20 protein-coding genes and 1 pseudogene are annotated in these 21,471 nt (G+C 64.0%); 11 read left to right on the plus strand and 10 right to left on the minus strand.

Features of this window, described 5'->3' with window-relative positions; all coding sequences use genetic code 11:
- The first annotated feature begins 598 nt into the window (after window positions 1–598).
- Window positions 599–1,129, plus strand: coding sequence for a hypothetical protein (locus AC04SI_RS22570; RefSeq protein WP_488474932.1), 531 nt, complete (start codon window positions 599–601; stop codon window positions 1,127–1,129).
- A gap of 416 nt (window positions 1,130–1,545) precedes the next feature.
- On the plus strand, window positions 1,546–1,977 hold the full coding sequence (locus AC04SI_RS22575; protein ID WP_488474933.1) for a cupin domain-containing protein: 432 nt from the start codon (window positions 1,546–1,548) through the stop codon (window positions 1,975–1,977).
- A gap of 6 nt (window positions 1,978–1,983) precedes the next feature.
- On the opposite strand, the gene AC04SI_RS22580 is transcribed toward AC04SI_RS22575, so the two are convergent.
- Entirely contained in the window at window positions 1,984–2,439 is a 456-nt protein-coding gene (locus AC04SI_RS22580) for a carboxymuconolactone decarboxylase family protein (RefSeq protein WP_404280616.1), read from the minus strand.
- A 181-nt stretch (window positions 2,440–2,620) separates the two neighbouring features.
- Here AC04SI_RS22580 and AC04SI_RS22585 point away from each other — a divergent pair, with 181 nt between their 5' ends.
- From AC04SI_RS22585 to AC04SI_RS22595, 3 genes and pseudogenes are all read left to right on the plus strand, one after another.
- The gene (locus tag AC04SI_RS22585) at window positions 2,621–3,421 is read left to right on the plus strand and encodes a copper homeostasis protein CutC (RefSeq protein WP_488474934.1); all 801 of its coding nucleotides are present in this window, start codon (window positions 2,621–2,623) and stop codon (window positions 3,419–3,421) included.
- Window positions 3,418–3,910: pseudogene (locus AC04SI_RS22590) on the plus strand (GNAT family N-acetyltransferase). The gene AC04SI_RS22585 and the pseudogene AC04SI_RS22590 overlap by 4 nt, the downstream one beginning before the upstream one ends.
- 72 nt (window positions 3,911–3,982) lie before the next feature.
- Window positions 3,983–4,480, plus strand: coding sequence for an SRPBCC family protein (locus AC04SI_RS22595; RefSeq protein WP_404280613.1), 498 nt, complete (start codon window positions 3,983–3,985; stop codon window positions 4,478–4,480).
- A gap of 160 nt (window positions 4,481–4,640) precedes the next feature.
- Here the strand turns inward: AC04SI_RS22595 and AC04SI_RS22600 are convergent, their stop codons facing one another.
- The 3 genes from AC04SI_RS22600 to AC04SI_RS22610 form a co-directional block, all read right to left on the minus strand.
- On the minus strand, window positions 4,641–5,438 hold the full coding sequence (locus AC04SI_RS22600; protein WP_404280611.1) for an FAD binding domain-containing protein: 798 nt from the start codon (window positions 5,436–5,438) through the stop codon (window positions 4,641–4,643).
- A gap of 12 nt (window positions 5,439–5,450) precedes the next feature.
- A complete protein-coding gene (locus tag AC04SI_RS22605) occupies window positions 5,451–7,802 on the minus strand; it encodes a xanthine dehydrogenase family protein molybdopterin-binding subunit (RefSeq protein WP_404280610.1) in 2,352 nt (783 codons plus the stop codon).
- A gap of 126 nt (window positions 7,803–7,928) precedes the next feature.
- Complete coding sequence (locus AC04SI_RS22610; protein ID WP_404280609.1) at window positions 7,929–8,429, minus strand: (2Fe-2S)-binding protein; 501 nt, start codon at window positions 8,427–8,429, stop codon at window positions 7,929–7,931.
- Between the two features lie 286 nt (window positions 8,430–8,715).
- Here AC04SI_RS22610 and AC04SI_RS22615 point away from each other — a divergent pair, with 286 nt between their 5' ends.
- The gene (locus AC04SI_RS22615; protein ID WP_404280704.1) at window positions 8,716–9,885 is read left to right on the plus strand and encodes an FIST N-terminal domain-containing protein; all 1,170 of its coding nucleotides are present in this window, start codon (window positions 8,716–8,718) and stop codon (window positions 9,883–9,885) included.
- A gap of 12 nt (window positions 9,886–9,897) precedes the next feature.
- Entirely contained in the window at window positions 9,898–11,241 is a 1,344-nt protein-coding gene (locus AC04SI_RS22620; protein ID WP_404280608.1) for an ATP-binding response regulator, read from the plus strand.
- Between the two features lie 36 nt (window positions 11,242–11,277).
- On the opposite strand, the gene AC04SI_RS22625 is transcribed toward AC04SI_RS22620, so the two are convergent.
- Window positions 11,278–11,961, minus strand: coding sequence for a response regulator (locus tag AC04SI_RS22625; RefSeq protein ID WP_404280607.1), 684 nt, complete (start codon window positions 11,959–11,961; stop codon window positions 11,278–11,280).
- Between the two features lie 277 nt (window positions 11,962–12,238).
- Between AC04SI_RS22625 and maiA the strand changes: the two genes are divergently transcribed.
- The gene (gene maiA, locus AC04SI_RS22630) at window positions 12,239–12,889 is read left to right on the plus strand and encodes a maleylacetoacetate isomerase (protein WP_404280606.1); all 651 of its coding nucleotides are present in this window, start codon (window positions 12,239–12,241) and stop codon (window positions 12,887–12,889) included.
- Window positions 12,890–12,925: 36 nt separating this feature from the next.
- Complete coding sequence (locus AC04SI_RS22635; RefSeq protein WP_404280604.1) at window positions 12,926–13,966, plus strand: zinc-dependent alcohol dehydrogenase family protein; 1,041 nt, start codon at window positions 12,926–12,928, stop codon at window positions 13,964–13,966.
- Between the two features lie 15 nt (window positions 13,967–13,981).
- Here AC04SI_RS22635 and AC04SI_RS22640 read toward each other — a convergent pair whose 3' ends face one another.
- Window positions 13,982–14,875: a DMT family transporter gene (locus AC04SI_RS22640; protein ID WP_404280602.1), complete on the minus strand. Its 894-nt coding sequence runs from the start codon at window positions 14,873–14,875 to the stop codon at window positions 13,982–13,984.
- A 102-nt stretch (window positions 14,876–14,977) separates the two neighbouring features.
- Between AC04SI_RS22640 and AC04SI_RS22645 the strand changes: the two genes are divergently transcribed.
- On the plus strand, window positions 14,978–16,381 hold the full coding sequence (locus AC04SI_RS22645) for an aminotransferase-like domain-containing protein (RefSeq protein ID WP_488474935.1): 1,404 nt from the start codon (window positions 14,978–14,980) through the stop codon (window positions 16,379–16,381).
- A 15-nt stretch (window positions 16,382–16,396) separates the two neighbouring features.
- Here AC04SI_RS22645 and AC04SI_RS22650 read toward each other — a convergent pair whose 3' ends face one another.
- Window positions 16,397–17,290, minus strand: a complete 894-nt coding sequence (locus AC04SI_RS22650) for a LysR family transcriptional regulator (protein WP_404280599.1) — start codon at window positions 17,288–17,290, stop codon at window positions 16,397–16,399.
- 131 nt (window positions 17,291–17,421) lie between these two features.
- Here AC04SI_RS22650 and AC04SI_RS22655 point away from each other — a divergent pair, with 131 nt between their 5' ends.
- Window positions 17,422–18,870 (plus strand): MFS transporter, encoded by a 1,449-nt coding sequence (locus AC04SI_RS22655; protein WP_404280598.1) that lies wholly within the window; start codon window positions 17,422–17,424, stop codon window positions 18,868–18,870.
- A 5-nt stretch (window positions 18,871–18,875) separates the two neighbouring features.
- Here the strand turns inward: AC04SI_RS22655 and AC04SI_RS22660 are convergent, their stop codons facing one another.
- The 3 genes from AC04SI_RS22660 to AC04SI_RS22670 form a co-directional block, all read right to left on the minus strand.
- Window positions 18,876–19,373, minus strand: coding sequence for a MaoC family dehydratase (locus AC04SI_RS22660; RefSeq protein WP_404280597.1), 498 nt, complete (start codon window positions 19,371–19,373; stop codon window positions 18,876–18,878).
- 222 nt (window positions 19,374–19,595) lie between these two features.
- Window positions 19,596–20,024: a phasin family protein gene (locus tag AC04SI_RS22665; protein ID WP_192183534.1), complete on the minus strand. Its 429-nt coding sequence runs from the start codon at window positions 20,022–20,024 to the stop codon at window positions 19,596–19,598.
- Window positions 20,025–20,092: 68 nt separating this feature from the next.
- A complete protein-coding gene (locus tag AC04SI_RS22670; protein WP_488474936.1) occupies window positions 20,093–21,397 on the minus strand; it encodes a DUF445 domain-containing protein in 1,305 nt (434 codons plus the stop codon).
- Window positions 21,398–21,471: the final 74 nt, after the last annotated feature.

The raw sequence follows: 21,471 nt of genomic DNA on the forward strand, positions 1-21,471 counted from the left end.
GGGGTGGGGGGCTTGGGGTTGGTCCCCGCTGCCTTGAGCTGCCTTCGCAGGGTGCAGTGGCAGCACAACCAAATAGGTGACTGAGCGATGAAATGCCGGGGCCGGGCGTCGCAAGAGTGCGGCCGGGGACGGACCTTCAAAGACGTTGCGACTTCCGTAACTCCAACCGCACACCGGCCTGACGTACGTGCCCACCCAATTGACCCCAGCGTCAAGCGACAGATCAATAGTAGCCGATGTAGATCGCCCCCAAATCGGCCGCTTGAGCTAGCGCGGATAGACAATTCGGGTCAGCGGGTTCAACGCGGAAAAAAGGAGGTCGGAATATCCGTGCCGCCGCCAGCGCGCGTTCTTGTTGGCCGCTGTCCTGCAGCGGAGATGCGCCTCGCGCGTCTTGGCGCCCGGCTGTGGCTGGCTGTGGCCTATGCGGCCTGCCCGTGCTCGTGGTAGACGCGCGCCAGCGCCATGCATTGCAGCGCCATGGTCCCACGCATAGTGCGCTTGCCCAGCCGAAAACAAGCAATCCTTGATTCCTGGCGGTTTCCTGCAACTATTGCCCTAAATCCATGTCAAATGGATGCAATGGGGGCATTGGACCATGGTGAGGTATCGGTTTGCAGGGCACGCCCTGGCTCTCTTGGCTGCTCACGCCTTCATCTCCGATGGTCGCGCCAATGACGCGGCAATGCCGGTCGCGGCAGACGCGCGGGTGTCTCACCTGCTCGACCGCTCCGATATGGCGCGAGCCTATTCAGGCGAATCGGACCTGGTGACCGCCTACATGACGGGAATGGCGCGCAATCGTCTCAATCTGACCGCGCGTGGCGACGAAAGCGACCTTGCGGTCCCGCTTGAGCCAAGGCTCCTGCGCGCGGAATTCCGTGCGCGAACGTGGCGGGCGGCGGACGGCAGCCTGTTGCAGGGTTTTGCCGGCACGGGCGGCTTCCGGCTGACGACCGGAAATTGCCTTGCCCGCATCTGCTCCGCCAGCGAATGCAGCGATGACGGTTGGCCGGTCTACAAATGCAGCGACGGCCGCAAACGCAAGATGTCGGTCACCGACTTCGTGACGGCAGTCTTCGACGGCGTCCCCTACCGGCGATTGAGCGCCCCTCCTCCCAAGGAGTAACGCCGCACATCAATGCCATGAGCGACAATACCGGGCACGGGCGAAGCGATTGAGGCCTGAGGCGCTGGGCAGGCAAAACGGGGCAATGATTTGAGCGACACCCCGTGGCGCTACGCAAGGGCCGAAGGGCCGGCTTACGCGATCGCGCAATAATCAATCCGGCGGACTTTGCTATGCTTGGCTCAGCGGCGGACTTGACGCCGCGTGGCCGGCGCTCCCAGGCAACCCCAATCTCCCCGCCCCCTGCGGCGCCGGCCATCCTCGAAAAGCGGCGATCGATCGATCGGACCGATTTCAGATTCCGTATCCCCCGACGGTGGCTTTGCGACCCAAGTCCTGTTCGGTTCTGCCTGCGAGAGGCGCTTGCACGCGCATGCCCGCCGGGCGATGGTGCAACCGTGTCTTTGGGAGGAACCATGCGAAACATCCTGGCATCGGCGCTGCTGCCTTGCGCCGCGCTCTGCGCAGACACCGCCGCGGCGCTGGACAGCAGCGGCACGCCGGTCGTCGTGACGCCGCTTGCCGATCGCACCGAGACGGCCTCGGGCCAGCCGATCACGCTGCCGCAGAAAAACGTCCAGGTCCTGGTTTCGACCTTCGACATTGCGGTGGGCGCGACCTTGCCGGTGCACAAGCATCCGTTTCCCCGCTACGCCTATGTGCAGGCGGGAACGCTTCAAGTGACGAATGTCGAGACCGGCAAGAGCAACACCTACAAGACGGGCGATTTCATCATCGAGATGATCGGCCAGTGGCACCAGGCCACCAATGTCGGCGACGGCCCGGTCAAGCTTTTGGTCATCGACCAGGTCGAGCAAGGCGCCAAGAACACGGTGCTGCGCCAGTAGCCACGTTCAGCCCCAGGCACCGACCGGCTGTCTGGTGGCGGCGTTGAGGCGGTTGAACGCATTGATGAGCGCGATCTGGACCGCCAGCGCGGCCAGCCCTTTCTCGTCATAGTGCCGGGCGGCCTCGTCCCATACATCGTCGGGCACCGCATCGGAGCGGTCGCTCAACCGGGTCGTGGCCTCAGTCAGCGCAAGGGCGGCGCGTTCGGCATCGTTGAAATAAGGCGTTTCTCGCCAGGCGGAGACGGCGAAGATGCGTTCGTCCTTTTCACCGGCCTTCTTCAGTTCGCGCGCATGCATGTCGACGCAGACGCTGCAGCTGTTGATCTGGCTGGCACGCAGGTGCAGGAGCTTGCGCGTCACATAAGGCACATCGGCAGCTTCGGTCGACTTGTCCAGCGCCAGCAGCGCCTGCAAGGCGCCGGGAATGAGCATCACCGGGTTTTTCAGTCGTGCTTGCATGATTGGTCTCCTTCAAATCGGTTTCGGCAGGGCTGTCGTCGGCCGCGAAATCAATAACCAACTGGCTATGGATTATCCATAACTCGTCGGTTATGGAAATGTCAAGCGGCGTCTGGTCCTGAATAGGCGCCCCACTGTCGCGTGTGGACCGATCATTGCTGCTTTAACGACGGCAGGCCCGATGCTAGGGCTGGCCGTCTGCAATCATGAACGGATCGTCCTCTTGGCCAGAAATGCTCGCCTGCCCCTGATCGAACTTTGCGTCGAAGGCATTGATGGCCTGCTCGCAGCGCAAGCTGCCGGCGCCGACCGGGTCGAACTCTGCGCCAGCCTGGTCGAAGGCGGCATCACGCCGAGCCTCGGCACCGTGCGCGCGGCACTGGAGCTTGCGACCGTTCCGTTCCACGTCATCGTGCGGCCGCGCGGCGGTGACTTTCTCTACAGCGAGACCGAATACCGTTCGATGCTGGCCGATGTCAGCGCGCTCCGCGATCTCGGCGCCGCCGGTGTCGTCGTCGGCTGCCTCAACGCGGACGGCAGCATCGACGAACAGCGCATGAGCGGGCTGGTGCAGGCGGCCGGCTCGCTCAATGTCACCTGCCACCGCGCCTTCGACATGACGCGCGATCCGGTCGAGGCGCTTGAAGCCCTGATCCGCTGCAAGGTCGGCCGCGTGCTGACCAGCGGCCAGCGCGACACGGCGCTGGAGGGAGCCGATCTGCTGGCCGACCTTGTCCGGCAGGCCGGCGACCGCATCATCATCCTCGGCTGTGGCGGGCTCGCCCCCGACAACATCGCCGAGGTGTTTGGAAAAACCGGGCTGAGCGAAATGCATTTCGCCGCGCTCACCGACGTGCCGAGCGTAATGGCCTACCGCAATCCGCATGTCGGCATGGGCGGCACCGACCTCGACCGCGAATACCGCACCACCATCACCGATGAGGCGCTGTTGGCGGCGACCATCGCGGCTGCCAGACCATGAGCGCAGCTTTGCCGATAGACCGGGTCTTGCTCGAGGATGAAGCTGCCATCCTGGCGCTCAACAACGCGCATGCCGCCGAATTGTCATGGCGAGCCCGAGCGGCTGTCTTTCCTGATTGGCGAGGCGTTCTACGCGCGCCGCATCGGCGCGCTCGAAGCCTTCATCATGACCTTCGACCAGCATGCAAACTACGACAGCCCGAACTTCCTCTGGTTCCGCGAGCGCTATGCGCGCTTCGTCTATGTCGATCGGGTCGTCGTGGCCGCGCAAGCGCGCGGCCGCGGCCACGCCCGCCGGCTCTACGAGGATCTGTTCGATCATGTTTCGCGCGCCGGGCAGACCGTCGTCACCTGCGAGGTGAATGCCGAGCCGCCGAATCCGGCCTCGGATGCCTTCCACGCCGCGCTCGGCTTTGCCGAGGTCGGCGATGCGGTGATCCATGGCGGCCAGAAGGCCGTGCGCTACTATGCCAGGCATATCCCGACCTGAGCCCGGGCAGGCGCTGGCCACATAAAGAAGCAGCAGCTAATATGAGTGCTTCCGCGGCCGGAGCCCCCTGTCATGGCAAGCAACGTCTTCCGCTTCGACGAGAACTGGGACATTCCCGAGGCCACACCGCAGGAGGTGTGGGACGTGCTCTCCGATGCCGAACTGCTGCCGCTCTGGTGGGGCGACGTCTACAAGGAGGTCGTGCCGCTCGACAGCAAGGGCAAGGGCGTCGTCGGCTCGCGGGCACGAGCCCGGGCGCGTGGCGCCCTGCCCTATGAGTTGAACTTCATCATCGAGGCGGTCGAAATGGATCCCGGCAAACTCGTCGCGGTCAAGACGATCGGTGACTTCGACGGGCTGTGGCGCGCCGAGCTGTCGCCATCGGGTTCGGGCACCCATGTCAAGCTAACCTGGCAGGTCACGGTGCTGAGGCCGATCCTGAAATTCCTCGCGCCGCTGCTGCGGCCCGCCTTTGCCTGGAATCATCGCTGGACGACACCGCGCGGCGAAGCCGGCCTGCGCCGCTATCTGGCGCAGAAGCGGGCATGGCGGCACGATCACGCCCTGTAGCACCCTGGAGCAATTCCAGGAAAAGTGCGCAGCGGTTTTCCGTCCGGAATTGCGTAAAAACAAATACCGCAGCCCCGCCATTCACGCATGATGGCGAGTCGAAAACCGATGAAAAAGGGGCCGTGAAGGCCCCTTTTTCATGCCATGAGATCGCAAGTGATCAGGCGTTGGCAGCGGCCACCGCGCGCTTGGCCATCACCGCCACCAGATTGGCGCGGTATTCAGCCGAGGCATGGAGGTCGCTCATCAAATTCTTCGCCGGCACTTTCACGCCATCGAGCGCCGCGGCCGAAAAATTCTTCGCCAGCGCCGCCTCGATCTCCTTCGAACGGAAGACGCCGTCGTCACCGGCGCCGGTGACGGCCACGCTGACGCCGTCCTTGCCCTTGGCCACGAACACGCCGACGATCGCGTAGCGCGAGGCGGGGTTGCGGAATTTTTCGTACGCAGCCTTGGCCGGCGCGGTGAAGCTCACCGCGGTGATGATCTCGCCGTCCTTCAGCGCCGTCTCGAACAGGCCCGTGAAGAATTTGCCGGCTGATATCTCGCGCTTGTTGGTGATGATGGTTGCGCCCAATGCCAGCAATGCCGCCGGATAGTCGGCGGCCGGATCATTGTTGGCGACCGAGCCGCCGATCGTGCCCTTGTAGCGCACCGCCGGGTCGCCGATCAGCGAAGCCATGTGGGCGAGCGCCGGGCACACCTTCATCAGCTTCTCATCGCTGGCGACGTCGTAATGCGTCGTGGCGGCACCGATGGTGACGGTCTTGCCCGACACCTTGACGCCTTGCAGCTCCTTGATCCGCGACAAGTCGACGAGATCGGAGGGTGCGGCGAGCCGCGTCTTCATCGCCGGGATCAGCGTCATGCCGCCCGATAACAGCTTGGCATCGCCGCTCTTGACCAGCTTGGCGGCGTCGGCGACCGAGGTGGCGCGGTGGTAATTGACCGAATACATGGCTGTTCCTCCTCAGTGCTTCGTCGTCGCGCGGATCGCTGCCCAGACCGTGGACGGCGATGCCGGCATGGCAATGTCGGTGATGCCGATGGCGTCGGTGATGGCGTTGATGACCGCCGGCGGCGATCCGATGGCGCCCGCCTCGCCGCAGCCCTTGATGCCGAGCGGATTGCTCGGGCACGGCGTGTTCGAAGTCGAGACCTTGAACGACGGCAGGTCGCCGGCGCGCGGCATGGTGTAGTCCATGTAGCTCGCCGTCAGCAATTGTCCGCCGGCGTCATAATGCGCGCCTTCCAGCAAGGCCTGGCCGATGCCCTGGGCGATGCCGCCATGCACCTGACCCTCGACGATCATCGGGTTGATGATGTTGCCGAAATCGTCCGCCGCGACGAACTGGACGATCTCGGTCGTCCCGGTTTCCGGATCGATCTCGACCTCGCAGATGTAGCAGCCTGCCGGGAAAGTGAAATTCGCCGGATCGTAGAACGCCGTCTCCTTCAGCCCCGGCTCCATGCCGCTTGGCAGATTATGGGCGGTGTAGGCGGCGAGCGCCATCTGGAACCACGGTATGTTCTTGTCGGTGCCGGCTACCTTCAGCGCCCCGTTCTCGATGACGATGTCGCCCTCGTCGGCTTCGAGCAAATGGGCGGCGATCTTCTTGGCCTTGGCCTCGACCTTGTCCAACGCCTTGGCGATGGCCGACATGCCGACGGCGCCCGAGCGTGAGCCATAGGTGCCCATGCCCATCTGCACCTTGTCGGTGTCGCCATGGACGATCGAAACGCTGTCGATCGGCACGCCAAAGCGCTCATTGACCAGTTGCGCAAAGGTCGTCTCGTGGCCCTGGCCGTGGCTGTGCGAACCGGTCAGCACCTCGATCGTGCCGACGGCGTTGACCCGCACCTCGGCCGATTCCCAAAGGCCGACACCGGCGCCGAGCGAGCCGACCGCCGCCGACGGCGCGATGCCGCAGGCCTCGATGTAGCAGCTCATGCCGATGCCGCGCAGCAGCCCCTTCTTGGCGGCGGCTGCCTTGCGCTTGGCAAAGCCGGCATAGTCGGACGCCTTCGTAGCTGCGTCGAGCGAGGCGGCATAGTCGCCGGCGTCGTAATTCATGATCACCGGTGTCTGGTGCGGGAAGGAGGTAATGAAGTTCGTGCGCCGCAGTTCCGCCGGCGACACGCGAAGTTCGCGCGCCGCCGCCTCCATGGTGCGCTCGAGCAGATAAGTGGCTTCCGGCCGCCCTGCCCCGCGATAGGCGTCAACGGGCGCGGTGTTCGTGTAGACCGTGCGCACATTGGCGTGGATTGCCGGGATGTCGTACTGGCCCGACAGCAGCGTCGCATAGAGATAGGTCGGCACGCAGGACGAGAACAGCGACATGTAGGCGCCGAGATTGGCGATGGTGTCGACTTTCAGACCGGTTATCCGGTTGTTTTTGTCGAAGGCCATCTCCACCGTCGAGACATGGTCGCGGCCATGCGCGTCCGACAGAAAACTTTCGGTGCGGTCGGCGACCCATTTGACGGGCACGCCGGTCTTCTTCGAAGCCCACAGGCAGACGATCTCTTCCGGATAGATGTAGATCTTGGAACCGAAGCCGCCGCCGACATCGGGCGCAATGACGCGCAATTTGTTTTCCGGCGCGATGTTGTAGAAAGCGCTCATCACCAACCGCGCGACATGCGGGTTCTGCGACGTCGTCCAGCAGGTATAGTGGTCCTCGGCCTTGTCGTAATGGCCAAGGGCGGCGCGAGGCTCCATGGCGTTGGGCACCAGCCGGTTGTTGACGATCTTCATGCGGGTAACGTGGGCGGCAGCCTTGATCGCCGCGTCGGTGGCCTTGGCGTCGCCGATCTCCCAGTCGAAGATCAGATTGTTCTCGGCCTCCGGGTGGAGCTGCGGCGCGCCTTTTTCGAGCGCCTTTGTCGCATCGACGACGGCTTTCAGTTCCTTGTAGGTGATCTCGACCGCTTCGGCCGCATCGCGCGCCTGGCCCTTGGTTTCCGCGACCACGATGACGACCGCATCGCCGACATAGCGGACCTTGTCGACGGCGAGCGGCGACCAGGCGCCCATCTTCATCGGCGAGCCGTCCTTGGAATGGATCATCCAGCCGCAGATGAGATTGCCGATGCCGTCGGCCTTGAGCTCCTTGCCGGTCAGCACGCCGATAACGCCGGGCATGGCTTGGGCCTTCTTGACGTCGATCTTCTTGATCTGCGCATGCGCGTGCGGGCTGCGCACGAAGGCCGCATGCTTCATGCCGGGAACCACCATATCGTCGACATAGCGGCCGGCGCCGGTGATGAACCTCTTGTCTTCCTTGCGCGCGACCCGAGCGCCAACACCTTCAATGCCCATCGCAGAAATTCCTCCCGAAATAGCGAATAGAGAGTAGCAAATAGTGAGTAGTGAATGGTGGTGAGTTGCAACTCGGCCAGACGGACACCGACTACTCGCTACTCACTATTCGCTACTCCCTTATGCCTATGCAGCTTGCCTGGCCTTGCCCTTGACTCCCTTGGCCATCGTCTTCGATGCGGCGAGGATCGCCTTGACGATGTTGTGGTAGCCGGTGCAGCGGCAGATATTGCCTTCCAGTTCGGCGCGCACGGTCGCCTCGTCGAGGCCTTCCGGATGGCGCGCGATCATGTCGGTCGCGGTCATGATCATGCCGGGCGTGCAGAAGCCGCATTGCAGGCCGTGATGTTCCTTGAACGCAGCCTGCACCGGATGGAGGTCGGCGCCGTTCGCCAACCCTTCGATCGTCACGACGCTCGACCCGTTGGCCTGCACCGCGAGCATCGAGCAGGATTTCACCGCCTTGCCGTCGACATGCACGACGCAGGCACCGCATTGCGAGGTGTCGCAGCCGACATGTGTCCCGGTGAGGCCGAGATTTTCCCGCAAGAAATGAACCAGCAGCGTCCGGTCTTCGGCTGTGCCGCTGACCCGCTTGCCGTTCACCATCAACGATACGTCCGACATGAAACCTCCCTGGGTAATTTACCTTGGTCGTCCCGGCGCCGGTGTTGCCCGGACGCAGTGGCTATCGGCCTATTCCTATACCGCACAAAGCACGGGAAAAAGTGCCTTGCGCCCTCCACGACGCGAGAATGCAGTTCGTCCGAAACGGCGCATATTGTACTTTCGGTCACGCCTGACGGGGCCGGCCCATTGCCAAAGCGACCCCCGAAGACAACAATGCCCTGCAACGCCCGCGTGCCGGACACGCACAAGAACAAGCGTTGGAGGACCCGCAGGAGGAAGGCAGCTGGCCAGTTCGAGCACGCGCTACGCATGCGGCCTCTCGGCGCTCACCACGGATGAGCCCGACGCCAATGTTTTCGCCCAGGCCATCGCGGCGGAAGCGGCAGCCATCGACGCCGGCTTCGCGCTGCTGTTCTTCTCCCAGAGCCTGGTCGACGCGACAGCCCTGTCCCAGGCGCTGAAGGCGCACGCGCCGTCGCTTGCCTATGCCGGCTGTTCGACCGCCGGCGAGATCACGCCGCAGGGTCTGGAGGAAGGTCACATCCTTGCCTTGCTGCTGCCTTCGGCGTCGTTTTCGACGGTCAGCATCATGGTCGACAACCTTTCCTCGTCGGGCATGGACAGGATCACCGGCGAAGTCGCCGCCCTCAGGCGCCTGCTGCGCGGCCGCGTCGGACACGAACTGGCCAAGGGCACCTTCGCGCTGTGCTTGATCGATGGGCTGTCCTATGCCGAGGAAGCGGTGACCTCGGCCATCCATTGGGGGCTGGACGACATTCCGCTGATCGGCGGCTCGGCCGGCGACGATCTGAAGTTCGAGACGACGCGGCTGATCTCCAATGGCAAGGTCGCCTCCGACAGCGCCATCATCATGCTGATCACCACGGAAATTCCGTTCCACGTCTTCAAGACCGATAATTTCATCCCCACCGACGAGAAGCTGGTGGTGACCGCGTCCGATCCCGATCACCGCATCGTGCGCGAATTCAACGCCACCAACGCCGCAGAGGAATATGCCGCTTCGGTCGGCATCATCCCGCAGACGCTGACGCCGCTCAGCTTCGCCTCGCATCCGGTGGTGGTGAAGGTCGGCGGCGAATATTATTGCCGTTCGATTCAGAGAATGCATGCCGACGGCTCGCTGTCGTTCTTCTGCGCCATCGACGACGGCGTCGTGCTCTCCATTGCCCAGCCGAAGAACATGGTGGAAGCGACGCGCGCCGCCCTCAAGGACGTCGAGGAAAAGCTGGGCGGCATCGACATGATCCTCGGCTTCGACTGCGTGCTGCGAAGGCTCGACGCCCGCAACCGCCAGGTCTTTCGCGACATTTCGGAGCTCTACCGGGTCAACAACGTCATCGGCTTCGGCACCTATGGCGAACAGTACCGATCGATGCATCTCAACCAGACCTTTACCGGCATCGCCTTCGGCGAGCGCCAGGCGGCGGAATAGGATCCTTTCTCCATGCCGCTGAGAGACATCAACGACCTGGAGAAGCTGAAGAAGATCAACGCGGCCCTTGTCAGCCGCGTCGAGCGCTCGATGGACCAGCAAGGCAATGCCTTCTCGCTGTTCCAGACCGCGATTTCGCTGGAGAACCGGGTGCGCACGCGCACCGAGGAACTGCATTCCACCTTGCGCCGGCTTGAACAGTCGAACATCGACCTCAGCGCCGCCAAGGAAACCGCCGAGCTGGCGAACCTGTCCAAGACCAGGTTCCTGGCCGCCGCCAGCCACGACGTGCTGCAGCCGCTGAACGCCGCCCACCTCTCCGTCTCGGCCCTTGCCGAACTGCAGACCAGCGACGAAGGCAAGAAGCTGGTGCGCCAGGTCGAGCGCTCGCTGGAAACGATGGAAGACTTGCTTCGCACGCTGCTCGACATTTCCAAGCTCGACGCCGGCGTCGTGCAGCCCGACATCGGCGATGTCAGCCTGGAGACGCTGTTCTCCTCGCTGCGCTCGGATTTCCTCCCCGTCGCCGAGATGAAGGGGCTGACGCTGAAATTCCGGCCGGTCAACGCCGTCGTGCGTTCCGACCGCACGCTGCTGCGGCGCATCCTGCAGAACATCCTGTCCAATGCGCTACGCTACACCCGCTCCGGCGGCGTGCTGGTCGGCACCAGGCATCGCGGCGACACCATCCGCATCGACGTCGCCGACACCGGCTGCGGCATCCCCGACGACCAGCGCGAGGCGGTGTTCGAGGAATTCCACCGCGGCGGCACCGCGCTCGCCGATACCGGCCTGTCCGGCGGCGGGCTGGGACTAGGCCTCGCCATCGTGCGCCGCATGGCGGCCGCCCTTGGCCATCCCGTGACGTTTTCGTCGAAGGTCGGGCGCGGCACGATTTTCCACATCGATGTGCCGGTCGGCATTGGTGCTTCGGCCGACGCCATCGCCGGCGCTGCCGACATGGAACGGCCGCGCGGCTACGGCCTGTTCGGCACCAAGGTGCTGCTGGTCGAGAACGACGCCGACGTGCTGCAGGCGATGACATCCCTGCTCGAGCGCTGGCAATGCGTGGTGCGTGCGGCGACCTCGACCGACGATGCGCTCGACATGCTCGGCGATACCGACTGGGTTCCGGACATCGTCATAGCCGACCAGCATCTCGACGGCGGCGACCTCGGCACCACCACTATCGCCGAGGTCCGCGACTATCTCGGCCGCCCGGTTCCGGCCCTGATCGTCACCGCCGACGCTTCAGAAATTGTCGCCAAGGCCGCCCGCGCCGATGGAATCGAGCTGATGCGCAAGCCGCTGAAGCCCGCGCAACTGCGCGCGCTTCTGGCGCATCTGCTGGCTTAGCTCCATGCCCTCCCCTCGATGGGGAGGGTAAAAGGCTCAAAACCCAGCCTGATCCCGAAACAGCTCCGCATTGTCCAGCTTCGAAACCTCGATCACGGCTTGCGTGCGGCTGTAGACATTGAGCTTGCGCAATATCTCCGAGACATGCGCCTTGACCGTGGTCTCGCCGACCTGCAGTTCATAGGCGATCTGTTTGTTGAGCATGCCCTGGCGCAGCATCTGCAGCACCCTCAACTGCTGCGGCGTCAACCTGGACAGGCGCTGCAGCATGTCGGCGCGGTCGGCGCTGTCGGCGTCCGGCGGCTGGCCCTCATAGGTTTCGGGCACATAAATCGCGCCATCCATCACCGAACGGATGGCGACGGCGAGATCGCTCTTGCGCGCCGATTTCGGGATGAAACCGGCAGCCCCATAAGACAGTGCCTCGGAAATGATCCTGGGCTCTTCATAGCCAGAGACGATGACCACCGGCAGGCGCGGATGGCGGGTCCTGAGCTGCAGCAGTCCGTCGAAGCCATGTACGTCGGGCATGCTGAGGTCGAGCAGCGCAAGGTCGAACAGTTTTGTGCCGGCCAGCAGATCGAGCGCCTCGGCGATCGAGCGCGCCTCGACCGTGTCGACATCCGGATAGGCCATCTGCACGGCGCTATGCAGCGCCTCGCGAAACAGCGGATGGTCGTCGATGATCAGAAACCGGGCGCGATCGTTGACTGCGGTCATGGTGAGGTCGCTTCACTTCGCTCAGAATAGGATAATCCCGCGACCATGGCCAGATTATTGCAAGATAGTACATCTCCATATTTGACCAGCGCTTGCCCGGCCGTCCAAATCGGTCGAATGTGCCGGCGAACAAAACCATGGCTTTGCAGAGACCGTGCATGACAGAATTCGTCCTCCCCTTGCCCGCAACCCCTTCGGTGGCCGTCGCAGGCTCTGAGTGGCGTCGACAGGATAGGCACGATCGAACTGACCATCGGCCAGCCGACAGCGTGATCCGATGAGCGACCTCGTCCTTCACAACTACTACCGCTCCTCCACCTCCTACCGGGTGCGGATCGCACTGGAGATGAAGGGCCTGACCTATGATTATGTGCCGCATCATCTGCGCCATGGCGAGCATCTGGAGCCAGCCTATCTCGCGGTTAATCCGCAGGGGCTGGTGCCGGCGCTGATCCTGGGCGACGGCACCCTTCTTACACAGTCGCTGGCGATCATCGAATATCTGGACGAGACGAAGCCCGAACCGCCGCTTCTGCCGAAGGATGCTCTCGGCCGGGCGCGCGTCAGGATGCTGGCGCAGATGATCGCCTGCGACATCCATCCGGTGAACAATCTGCGTGTCCTGACCTCGCTGCGCACCCTGTTCGGCGCCGGCGACCAGGATGTCGTCAACTGGTTCAGGCACTGGGTGAACGAAGGTTTCCAGCCGCTTGAGAAAATTCTGGCTTCGTCGCCCGAGACCGGCACATTCTGTCACGGCGATACGCCGGGGCTGGCCGACATCTGCCTGGTCGCCCAGGTCACCAACAATGCCCGCTTCGGCGTCGACATGACGCCCTACCCGGTGATCTCGCGCATCCACACCGCCTGCATGGCGCTGCCAGCCTTCGAGAAGGCGGCGCCAGAGAATCAGATAGATGCCGAATAGAAGCACAATGCCGGGGCAGAGCATGGGGAGTTGCCGATGAAAGCCGTCGTCTTCGAAAAATTCGGCGAGGCGCCGACGATCCAGACCGTGCCCGACCCGAAGCCGGCGCCCGAAGGCGTCGTCATCAAGGTCGAGGCGACCGGACTCTGCCGCAGCGACTGGCACGGCTGGATGGGCCATGACGACGGCATCACCCTGCCGCACGTGCCGGGTCACGAGTTGGCCGGCGTCGTGGTCGCCGCCGGCAAGCGGGTGACCCGCTGGAAGGCCGGCGAGCGCGTCACCGTGCCCTTTGCCGTCGGTTGCGGCCGCTGTTTCGAATGCAACTCGGGCAACCACCAGGTCTGCGAGCACCAGACGCAGCCGGGTTTCACTGGCTGGGGCTCATTCGCCGAATATGTCGCCATCGACCATGCCGACACCAACCTCGTCCGCTTGCCTGACTCGATGGAATTCGCCACCGCCGCCAGCCTCGGCTGCCGCTTTGTCACTTCGTTCCGCGCCATCGTCGACCAGGGCCGGGTGACGCCGGGCGAATGGGTGGCCGTGCATGGCTGCGGCGGCGTCGGCCTGTCGGCGATCATGATCGCCAGTTCGATGGGTGCCAATGTCATCGCCATCGACCTCACCGACGAGAAGCTGGATTTCGCCAAGAAGATCGGCGCGGTGGCGACGATCAATGCCGCGAAGACGCCGAATGTGGTCAAGGCGGTCAAGCAGATCACCAATGGCGGCGCGCATATGTCGATGGACGCGCTCGGCCACCCGACGACCTCGTTCAATTCGATCGCCAATCTACGCCGTCGCGGACGCCACGTGCAGGTCGGCCTGATGCTCGCCGAGCACGCCAGGCCGCAGGTGCCGATGGACAAGGTGATTGCCTTCGAGCTCGAGATCCTCGGCAGCCACGGCATGCAGGCCTACCGCTACCCGGCGATGATGGAGATGATCCGCACCGGCAAGCTCAAGCCCGAACTGCTGGTCGGCAAGAAGATCAGCCTCGAAGAGGCGCCCGCCGCGCTGATGGCGATGGGCGGTTTCGAGGGCATCGGCATCGGCGTGGTGACGAAGTTTTAGCTGCGGCAGGCACTATCAGCCAACAGTCGCGGGTCGCGGCGCTTCCTGCTTGGCGAATTTCTTGGCGCCGACAACGCAAAGCACCACGCCAAGCGTGACGACAATCATCAGCGGGCTCACCTGTTCATGCAGCAGCGTTGCCGCCAGCGCGAGGCCGAAGAACGGCTGCAGCAACTGCAACTGCCCGACCGCTGCAATGCCGCCTTGCGCCAGGCCGCGATACCAGAAGACGAAGCCGATCAGCATGCTGAACAGCGAGACATAGGCGAGGCCAATCCACGCGCCGGAGCCGACGTCGGCAAAGGATGGCGGCATCGTCGCAAATGTCAGCACCAGCATGATCGGCAGCGACAGCACCAGCGCCCAGCAGATCACCTGCCAGCCGCCGAGCTTGCGCGACAGCGCCGCGCCCTCGGCGTAGCCCAGCCCGCAGGCGATGATTGCCGACAGCATCAGGAGATCGCCGATCGGTGAGGCGGACACGCCTTGGCTCAGGGCAAAGCCGACAACAAGCGCGCTGCCGAGGCAGGAGAACAGCCAGAACGCCGGCCTTGGCCGATCGCCACCGCGCAGCACGCCGAAGATCGCGGTCGCCAGCGGCAGCAGGCCGACGAAGATGATGGAATGGGCCGAGGTTACGTGCTTGAGCGCCAGCGCGGTCAGCAAGGGAAAGCCGACCACCACGCCCAACGCCACGATCACCAGCGACAGCAGATCCGCGCGCTCCGGACGTTTCTGGCGGAACAGGAGCAGCAATGCCAGACCAAGCAGTCCGGCAATCGCCGCTCTGGCCGACGTCAGGAATGTCGGGTCGAAGTCCATCACCGCCACGCGCGTCGCCGGCAGCGAGCCACTGAAGATCAGCACGCCGATCAAGCCGCTCACCCAGCCGTTCAAACTCTTGTCCATGATCTGCTCCGTTTGCCCTTCCGTACCGGTTCGGGCTATGGCGCCGCCAGAGACAATGCGGTACAGTTTGGCAAAACTGTTATGGCTCATCGAGAAGTACAGATGGACACGCCTGCTCCAAAAGCGGACAGCGAAGGAACGCTTGTCGAAGCGGTCATGGCAGCGATCAGGCAGCGGATCACCGCGCGCACCCTGACGCCTGGGGCGCGGCTGCCGTCAATCCGGGCCTTTGCCGGCACGATGCAGGTGTCCAAGTCGACCGTCGTCGAAGCCTATGAGCGCCTAGCCGCCGAAGGCACGATCCGTTCGCGGCCTGGTTCGGGCTTCTACGCCGCCGGACCGCTGGCGCCACTGTCGCTGGCCGAGATCGGCCCTCGGCTCGACCGGGTCATCGATCCGCTCTGGGTCTCGCGCCAGTCCCTGGAAGCCGGCGACGAGACCCTGAAACCCGGCTGTGGCTGGCTGCCAGCCTCATGGATGCCGCAGGCGGCGTTGCGCCGGGCGCTGCGCACAGTGGCGCGGACCGACGATGTCACGCTGGCGGACTACGGCACACCGCTCGGCCTGCCAGCGCTGCGCCAGCTGCTCGCGCGGCGCATGGCCGGGCACGGTATCGAGGCGTCTCCAGAACAGATCATGCTGACGGAATCGGGCACGCAGGCCATCGATCTCCTCTGCCGCTTCCTGCTCGAACCCGGCGACACGGTGCTGGTCGACGACCCCTGCTATTTCAACTTCCATGCCCTGTTGCGCGCTCACCGGGCCAAGGTCGTCAGCGTTCCCTATACGCCGTCGGGGCCGGATATCGAGCTGTTCGCCCAAGCGCTGGCCGAGCACCGGCCGCGCCTCTACATCACCAATTCCGCCATCCACAATCCGACCGGCGCGATCCTGTCGCCTGTCACCGCCCACCGCCTGCTCAAGCTCGCCGACCAGTCGGACCTCACCATCATCGAGGACGACATCTTCGCCGATTTCGAGCACGCGCCTGCCCCGCGCCTTGCGGCGTTCGATGGCCTGAGCCGTGTCGTCCATATCGGCAGCTTCTCCAAGACGCTTTCGGCATCGGTGCGCTGCGGCTTCATCGCGGCGCCCCGCGACTGGATCGAACAACTCACCGACCTCAAGATCGCCACAACCTTCGGCGGCGGCCGGCTCGCGGCCGAACTGGTGCTGACGCTGCTCAAGGACGGCAGCTATCGCAAGCACATGGACTTGCTGCGGACGCGGCTTTCGCGCGCCATGGGCGAAACGAGCGCCCGCCTGAAGGCGATCGGCATCACGCCCTGGATCGAGCAACCGGCCGGCCTGTCCCTGTGGTGCAGCCTGCCGGATGGGGTGGATGCGACAGAAGTGGCCCGCCGTGCTTTGGCCGCCAACATCGTGCTCGCACCCGGCAATGCGTTCAGCCTGTCGCAGACCGCCAGCCGTTTCTTGCGCTTCAACGTTGCCCAGTCGGGAGACGAGCGGATTTTCACCACGCTCGAAGCGGTGATGTCGCGTTGATGTCGTGATCACCAGTCAGCGGGAAGACGTGCAAACCTCCCGAACGCAATCCCGCAGCCAGCGCTGCGCCGGATCGGCGTCGAGGCGCGGATGCCAGAGCATGGAAATGGTGACCTCCACGGTGGTGACCGGCAGGGGAAAGCTGAACATGCCGGCACGTGCCCCGTGCGAATGCCGCTCGGGGACGCTGGCGATCAGATCGGAAGCACGCGCCATGGCCAGTGCGGCCGAGAAGCCTGAAACCATGCACACCACAGTCCGCTGCATTCCGAGTTGGCTCAATGCCTCGTCAATCGGCCCCCTTTCGCGGCCACGCCGCGAAACACTGATGTGGCGGCCGGCCGCGAAGCGCTCCGGTGTGATGGCGCCCCGGCTCAGCGGATGGCCGGCCCGCACCACACCGATGAAGCGGTCGCGGAACAGCGCCTGGATACGCACCTCGGGCCCGGTCTCACCGGCAACGCCGATCTCCAGGTCAACAGCCGCTTCGCGCAGTGAGGCGACGTCCTTGTCGGACTTTGGCGCAAAACGCAGCCGAACCTCGGGCGTATCCGCTTCGATGCGGGCGACAAGCCGCGGCCCGAACTCCTCGACGAAGCCTTCATTGGTGCGCAGCGTAAACGTCCTGTCGAGACGTGAAAGGTCGAGCAGCCTCGCCGGACGCAACAACGCTTCCGCGTCCTGAACCACACGCCCTGTCTGTTGCCGCAATTCAAGTGCCCGCGGCGTCGGCACCAGGCCGCGCCCGGCGCGGACCAGCAAGGGATCGCCCGTTGCCTCGCGCAGGCGCGCCAGTGTGCGGCTCATCGCCGAGGGGCTGAGGCGCAGCCGCTGGGCGGCCCGCGCCACGCTGCCCTCGGTCAGCAAAATGTCGAGAGCGAAGAGCAAATTGAGATCAGGCGATGCCATCGACGGATCATAACACATGACATGGCGTTCTGTGCATGAAAAAGGTGCAAATGCTGCGCCTTCCGCCATATCAGCCAGAAGGCTAGATCTCCGATAGCTCCGGTTCTGGGGCTGATGGAAAGGAGATCGCCTTGGCAATCGCTGAGCAAAATCGGGACGAGCGCGTATCGGTGCCGCAACAGACGCAATCCGCAGGCTGGGCGCTGGTAAGCCTGTCGCTCGCCACGCTGCTGTCATCGCTTGGAACCAGCATCGCCAGCGTCGGCCTGCCGTCGCTGATACAGGCGTTCGGCGCGTCGTTCCAGTCAGTGCAATGGGTTGTTCTCGCCTACCTGCTTGCCATCACCACATTGATCGTCAGTGCCGGACGGCTGGCCGACATGTTCGGTCGCCGGCCATTGCTGCTTGGCGGCATCGCGCTGTTCACGCTCGCCTCGGTGCTCTGCGGCCTGGCGCCGACCCTTTGGCTGCTGATTGCCGCGCGGGCTCTGCAGGGACTTGGCGCGGCGCTGATGATGGCGCTGACGCTGGCCTTTGTCGCGGAAACGGTGACCAAGGCCAGGACGGGCAGCGCAATGGGCCTGCTCGGCGCCATGTCGGCGATCGGCACGACACTCGGCCCCTCACTCGGCGGCTTGTTGATCGCCGGCTTCGGCTGGCGGGCGATTTTCCTCGTCAATGTCCCGCTTGGCGTCCTGACCTTCGCTCTCGCCTGGCGTGCCTTGCCGGCACGCAGTAAGACCGCGCAAGCCGATCGAGGCGAATTCGACGCGATAGGCACCGTCCTGCTGGCCCTAACGCTGGCCGCCTACGCGCTGGCCATGACGCTTGGCAGAGGCAATTTCGGCTCACTCAACATCGGCCTGCTGGCTGTCGCCGGCATCGGCGTCCTTCTGTTCGCCGGCGCGCAGGCGAAGGTGAAAAGCCCGTTGATCCAGCTCGCCAGCTTTCGTGACCTCGAGCTGAGCGCCAGCCTCGGCATGAGCCTCATCGTCGCCACCGTGATGATGGCGACCCTGGTCGTTGCCCCATTCTATCTGTCTCGTGGGCTCGGGCTGGATGCCGCAATGGCCGGTCTCGTGCTGTCTACGGGGCCGCTTGTCTCGACCCTTTCCGCGCTGGTGGCCGGACGCCTTACCGATCGCTTCGGAGCCCACAGGATGATGATTGCCGGCCTGCTCGGCCTCGCCACGGGCACTTTCCTGCTGTCGCTGGCCATGACGGAACTCGGCATTGTCAGCTATGTCGTTCCGATCAGCGTCGCCTGCATCGGCTACGCGCTGTTCCAGACGTCCAACAATGCAGCCGTGATGATGGGTGTCGGTGCCGGCGAGCGCGGAGTCGTTTCCGGCCTGCTCAACCTGTCGCGCAATCTTGGTCTGATCACCGGTGCATCGTTGATGGGCGCCATCTTCGCCGCAGCATCGGCTGGCGGCACGGACGAGGTGATATTGGGCTCTGCGGCAGCTGCCCGGGGCATGCAGGTCACCTTCCAGGCGGCCACGGTGCTTGCGCTGGTCGCGCTCAGCCTCGCAGTGTTCTCCTGGCGCACCGTCGCCAAACGCGAGACACGGGCGTAGGGGCTTCAGGCCCCTGCCCGCTTGCGGCGCTCGTAGAGCATCACCAGCGTCTCGGCGGTCAAGGCCGGCTTCTGCTCGCCTTCGATCTCGACCGTATTGGCGGCCTTCATCAGATACTGGCCGGGACCTTTGTCCTCCATCGACAGGAGTGTCGTGCGCAGCCTGATGCGCGCGCCGACCCGGACCGGCGCCAGGAAGCGCACCTTGTCGAAGCCGTAATTGAAGGCGGCCTGCGTGTTTTCGGGCACGATGCCCATGCCGAGCGCCAGCGCGCCGATGATCGACAGCGTCAGATAGCCATGCGCGATCGTGGTGCGGAACGGGCTTTGCCGTTTCGCTCTTTCAGGGTCGACATGGATCCATTGATGATCGCCTGTGCATTCGGCAAACTGGTCGATGCGGTGCTGATCGACCGTCGTCCACTCCGACACGCCAAGCTCCTGCCCGGCCATCGTCCTCAGTTGCTCGAAGGTCGGCGGAGTCCTCGACCGTGTTTCCGTCATTCCTGCATTCCCGATCGCTCTACCTGTCTCCGGACCACGAACCGCCAGTCTCTGTCAATTCGCCTCGAGCGATTCCACTTCACCATCCTAAGACCGCGTCAGGATTGATTTCCATGCACGAAAAGCCTGCGGCTGAACATTTCCAGCTGCCTCGATGGTCTTCATCCCAAGCTTCAAGCGCAATCGTCGAACCAGGGAAAAACGGCTTTGGTACGGAAGCGACTATTTCTTCTCGTAGCCGGAGCGGATTTCCGCCATCGCTTCCTTGATGCGCTCGCGCAGGATCTCGACGGATTCGGTGCCGGATTTCCGAACCAGTTCGGACACCTCGCCGGCATTCTTCAGCGCGGTTTCGAAGGATTTCCGCGCGAACTCCGCCTGCTTGGCCATCAGTTCCTGCGGATTGCCCGGCGCCCGGTAGTTCTGCGCCATGTCGGCGACCTCGCGCAGCGTGTCCTGCAGCATCTCGCGCTGCCTGGAGAACAGCGAGGTCGCTCCGGCAGCACCGGCTCTCGCCGACTTCTCCAGCGCTTCGAGGTTCTTGCGATGGTGGCTGAGGATCGCTTCTATATCGACATTCGGCACCTTCAGGTCACGGCCGAATCTGCTGAACATGTCCAGGAACGAGTCGGATTCCGGTTGTTTTGCCATAGTCGTTTGCTCCCCAGTCTGCCGCGAATACTAACCCTCATGGAAGAATAGAGCATGACGCGCCCGCGTCAATTGACGAGGAACAATCGCTCCGCCGTATAAAGCGCTATGCCGGCAAGTCCGCCGATGACCATGCCGTTGAAGCGGATGTATTGCAGGTCCCGGCCGATGTTCATTTCGATCAGCCGGCTGAGCTGGGCAAGATCCCAGCGCTTGACCTGGTCGGCGATGAATTTCGACACGCCGCTCTTCTGGCTTTCGACGAAGGAAGACAGCGCCACGATGAACCCCTGGTTCATGTCGGCCCTGATCTGCGCGTCGCTGGCCAGGTGGCGGCCGACCTCGACGAACATGGCCGCGAGATGGGCGCGGATCATCGAATTCGGCGCCTTGGCATCCTGCTCGATAAACAGGCTGAGGCTCTCCCACATGTCGCCGGCCAGTGACTTCACCTCCGGCCTTGCCAGGAAATCGCGCTTCAGCTGCTCGGCGCGCTTGGCATATTGCTTGGACGTCCTCAGCCGCTCGATGAAGGTCCGCGCAAAGCGGTCGAATTCGGCGCGCATCGGATGATCGGGATCGGCCCGCACCTCGTCGAGCAGAGAACCGGCGGACGCGACGATCTTCTTCAACAGATAGGCGTCGGCGCGAAACAGGTTGAACAGCGACGGCAGTTCCTCGCGAATCTTCTCGCGCATGGTCGCCAGCGCCTCCTCATCGTTGAGGAAGCGGCCTATCACCCTGGTGAATTCGTCGAACAGTTTCTGGTGGCGGCGGTCGTCGGTCAGCGCCGACAGCAATTCCGCGGCCAGCGGCGCCAGCGGCACCTTGTCGATTTGCTCCAGCATGCGGCTGGTGACGAAACCGCGCAGGCCGGATTGCTCGACCGCTGTGAGCGTCTGCGGCACCAGACGGGCGACGAAGCGCGACAGGCCGGCGGCGCGCTCGGCATCAGCCAGCCAGTCGGCGACCAAAGCCGAAAAGTCGACCTCGGCCAGTTTCTCGCGCACCGGCTCGGGCGCCAGGAAATTGACCTCGATGAAGCGGCCGAGATTGTCGGCGATACGGTTCTGGTTCTCCGGGATGATGGCGGTGTGTGGGATCGGCAGGCCGAGCGGCCGCTTGAACAGCGCCACCACCGCATACCAGTCGGCCAGCCCGCCGATGGTCGCCGCCTCGGCGAAGGCGGCGACAAACCCAAGCCATGGATAAGTGCCCTCGAACGACTTGGCCAAAGCAAAGACGAGGACGCAGAGCACCAGCGCCGCGGTGGCCGCGAACTTGGTACGCCTCAGCGCCGAGAGCTTCACTTCGGCATCGATGTCGATGCGAACGGCGGCAGCCGGGGCAAGAACCTGGACTGGTGGTGACATGGGTCGAGCCGCTCCTGATCGGTGTCGCGATCTTATTTAGGATCGGTCCCGGTCAAATGCCCGCGACACGCCAT

This window comes from Mesorhizobium sp. CNPSo 4689, assembly GCF_057784325.1.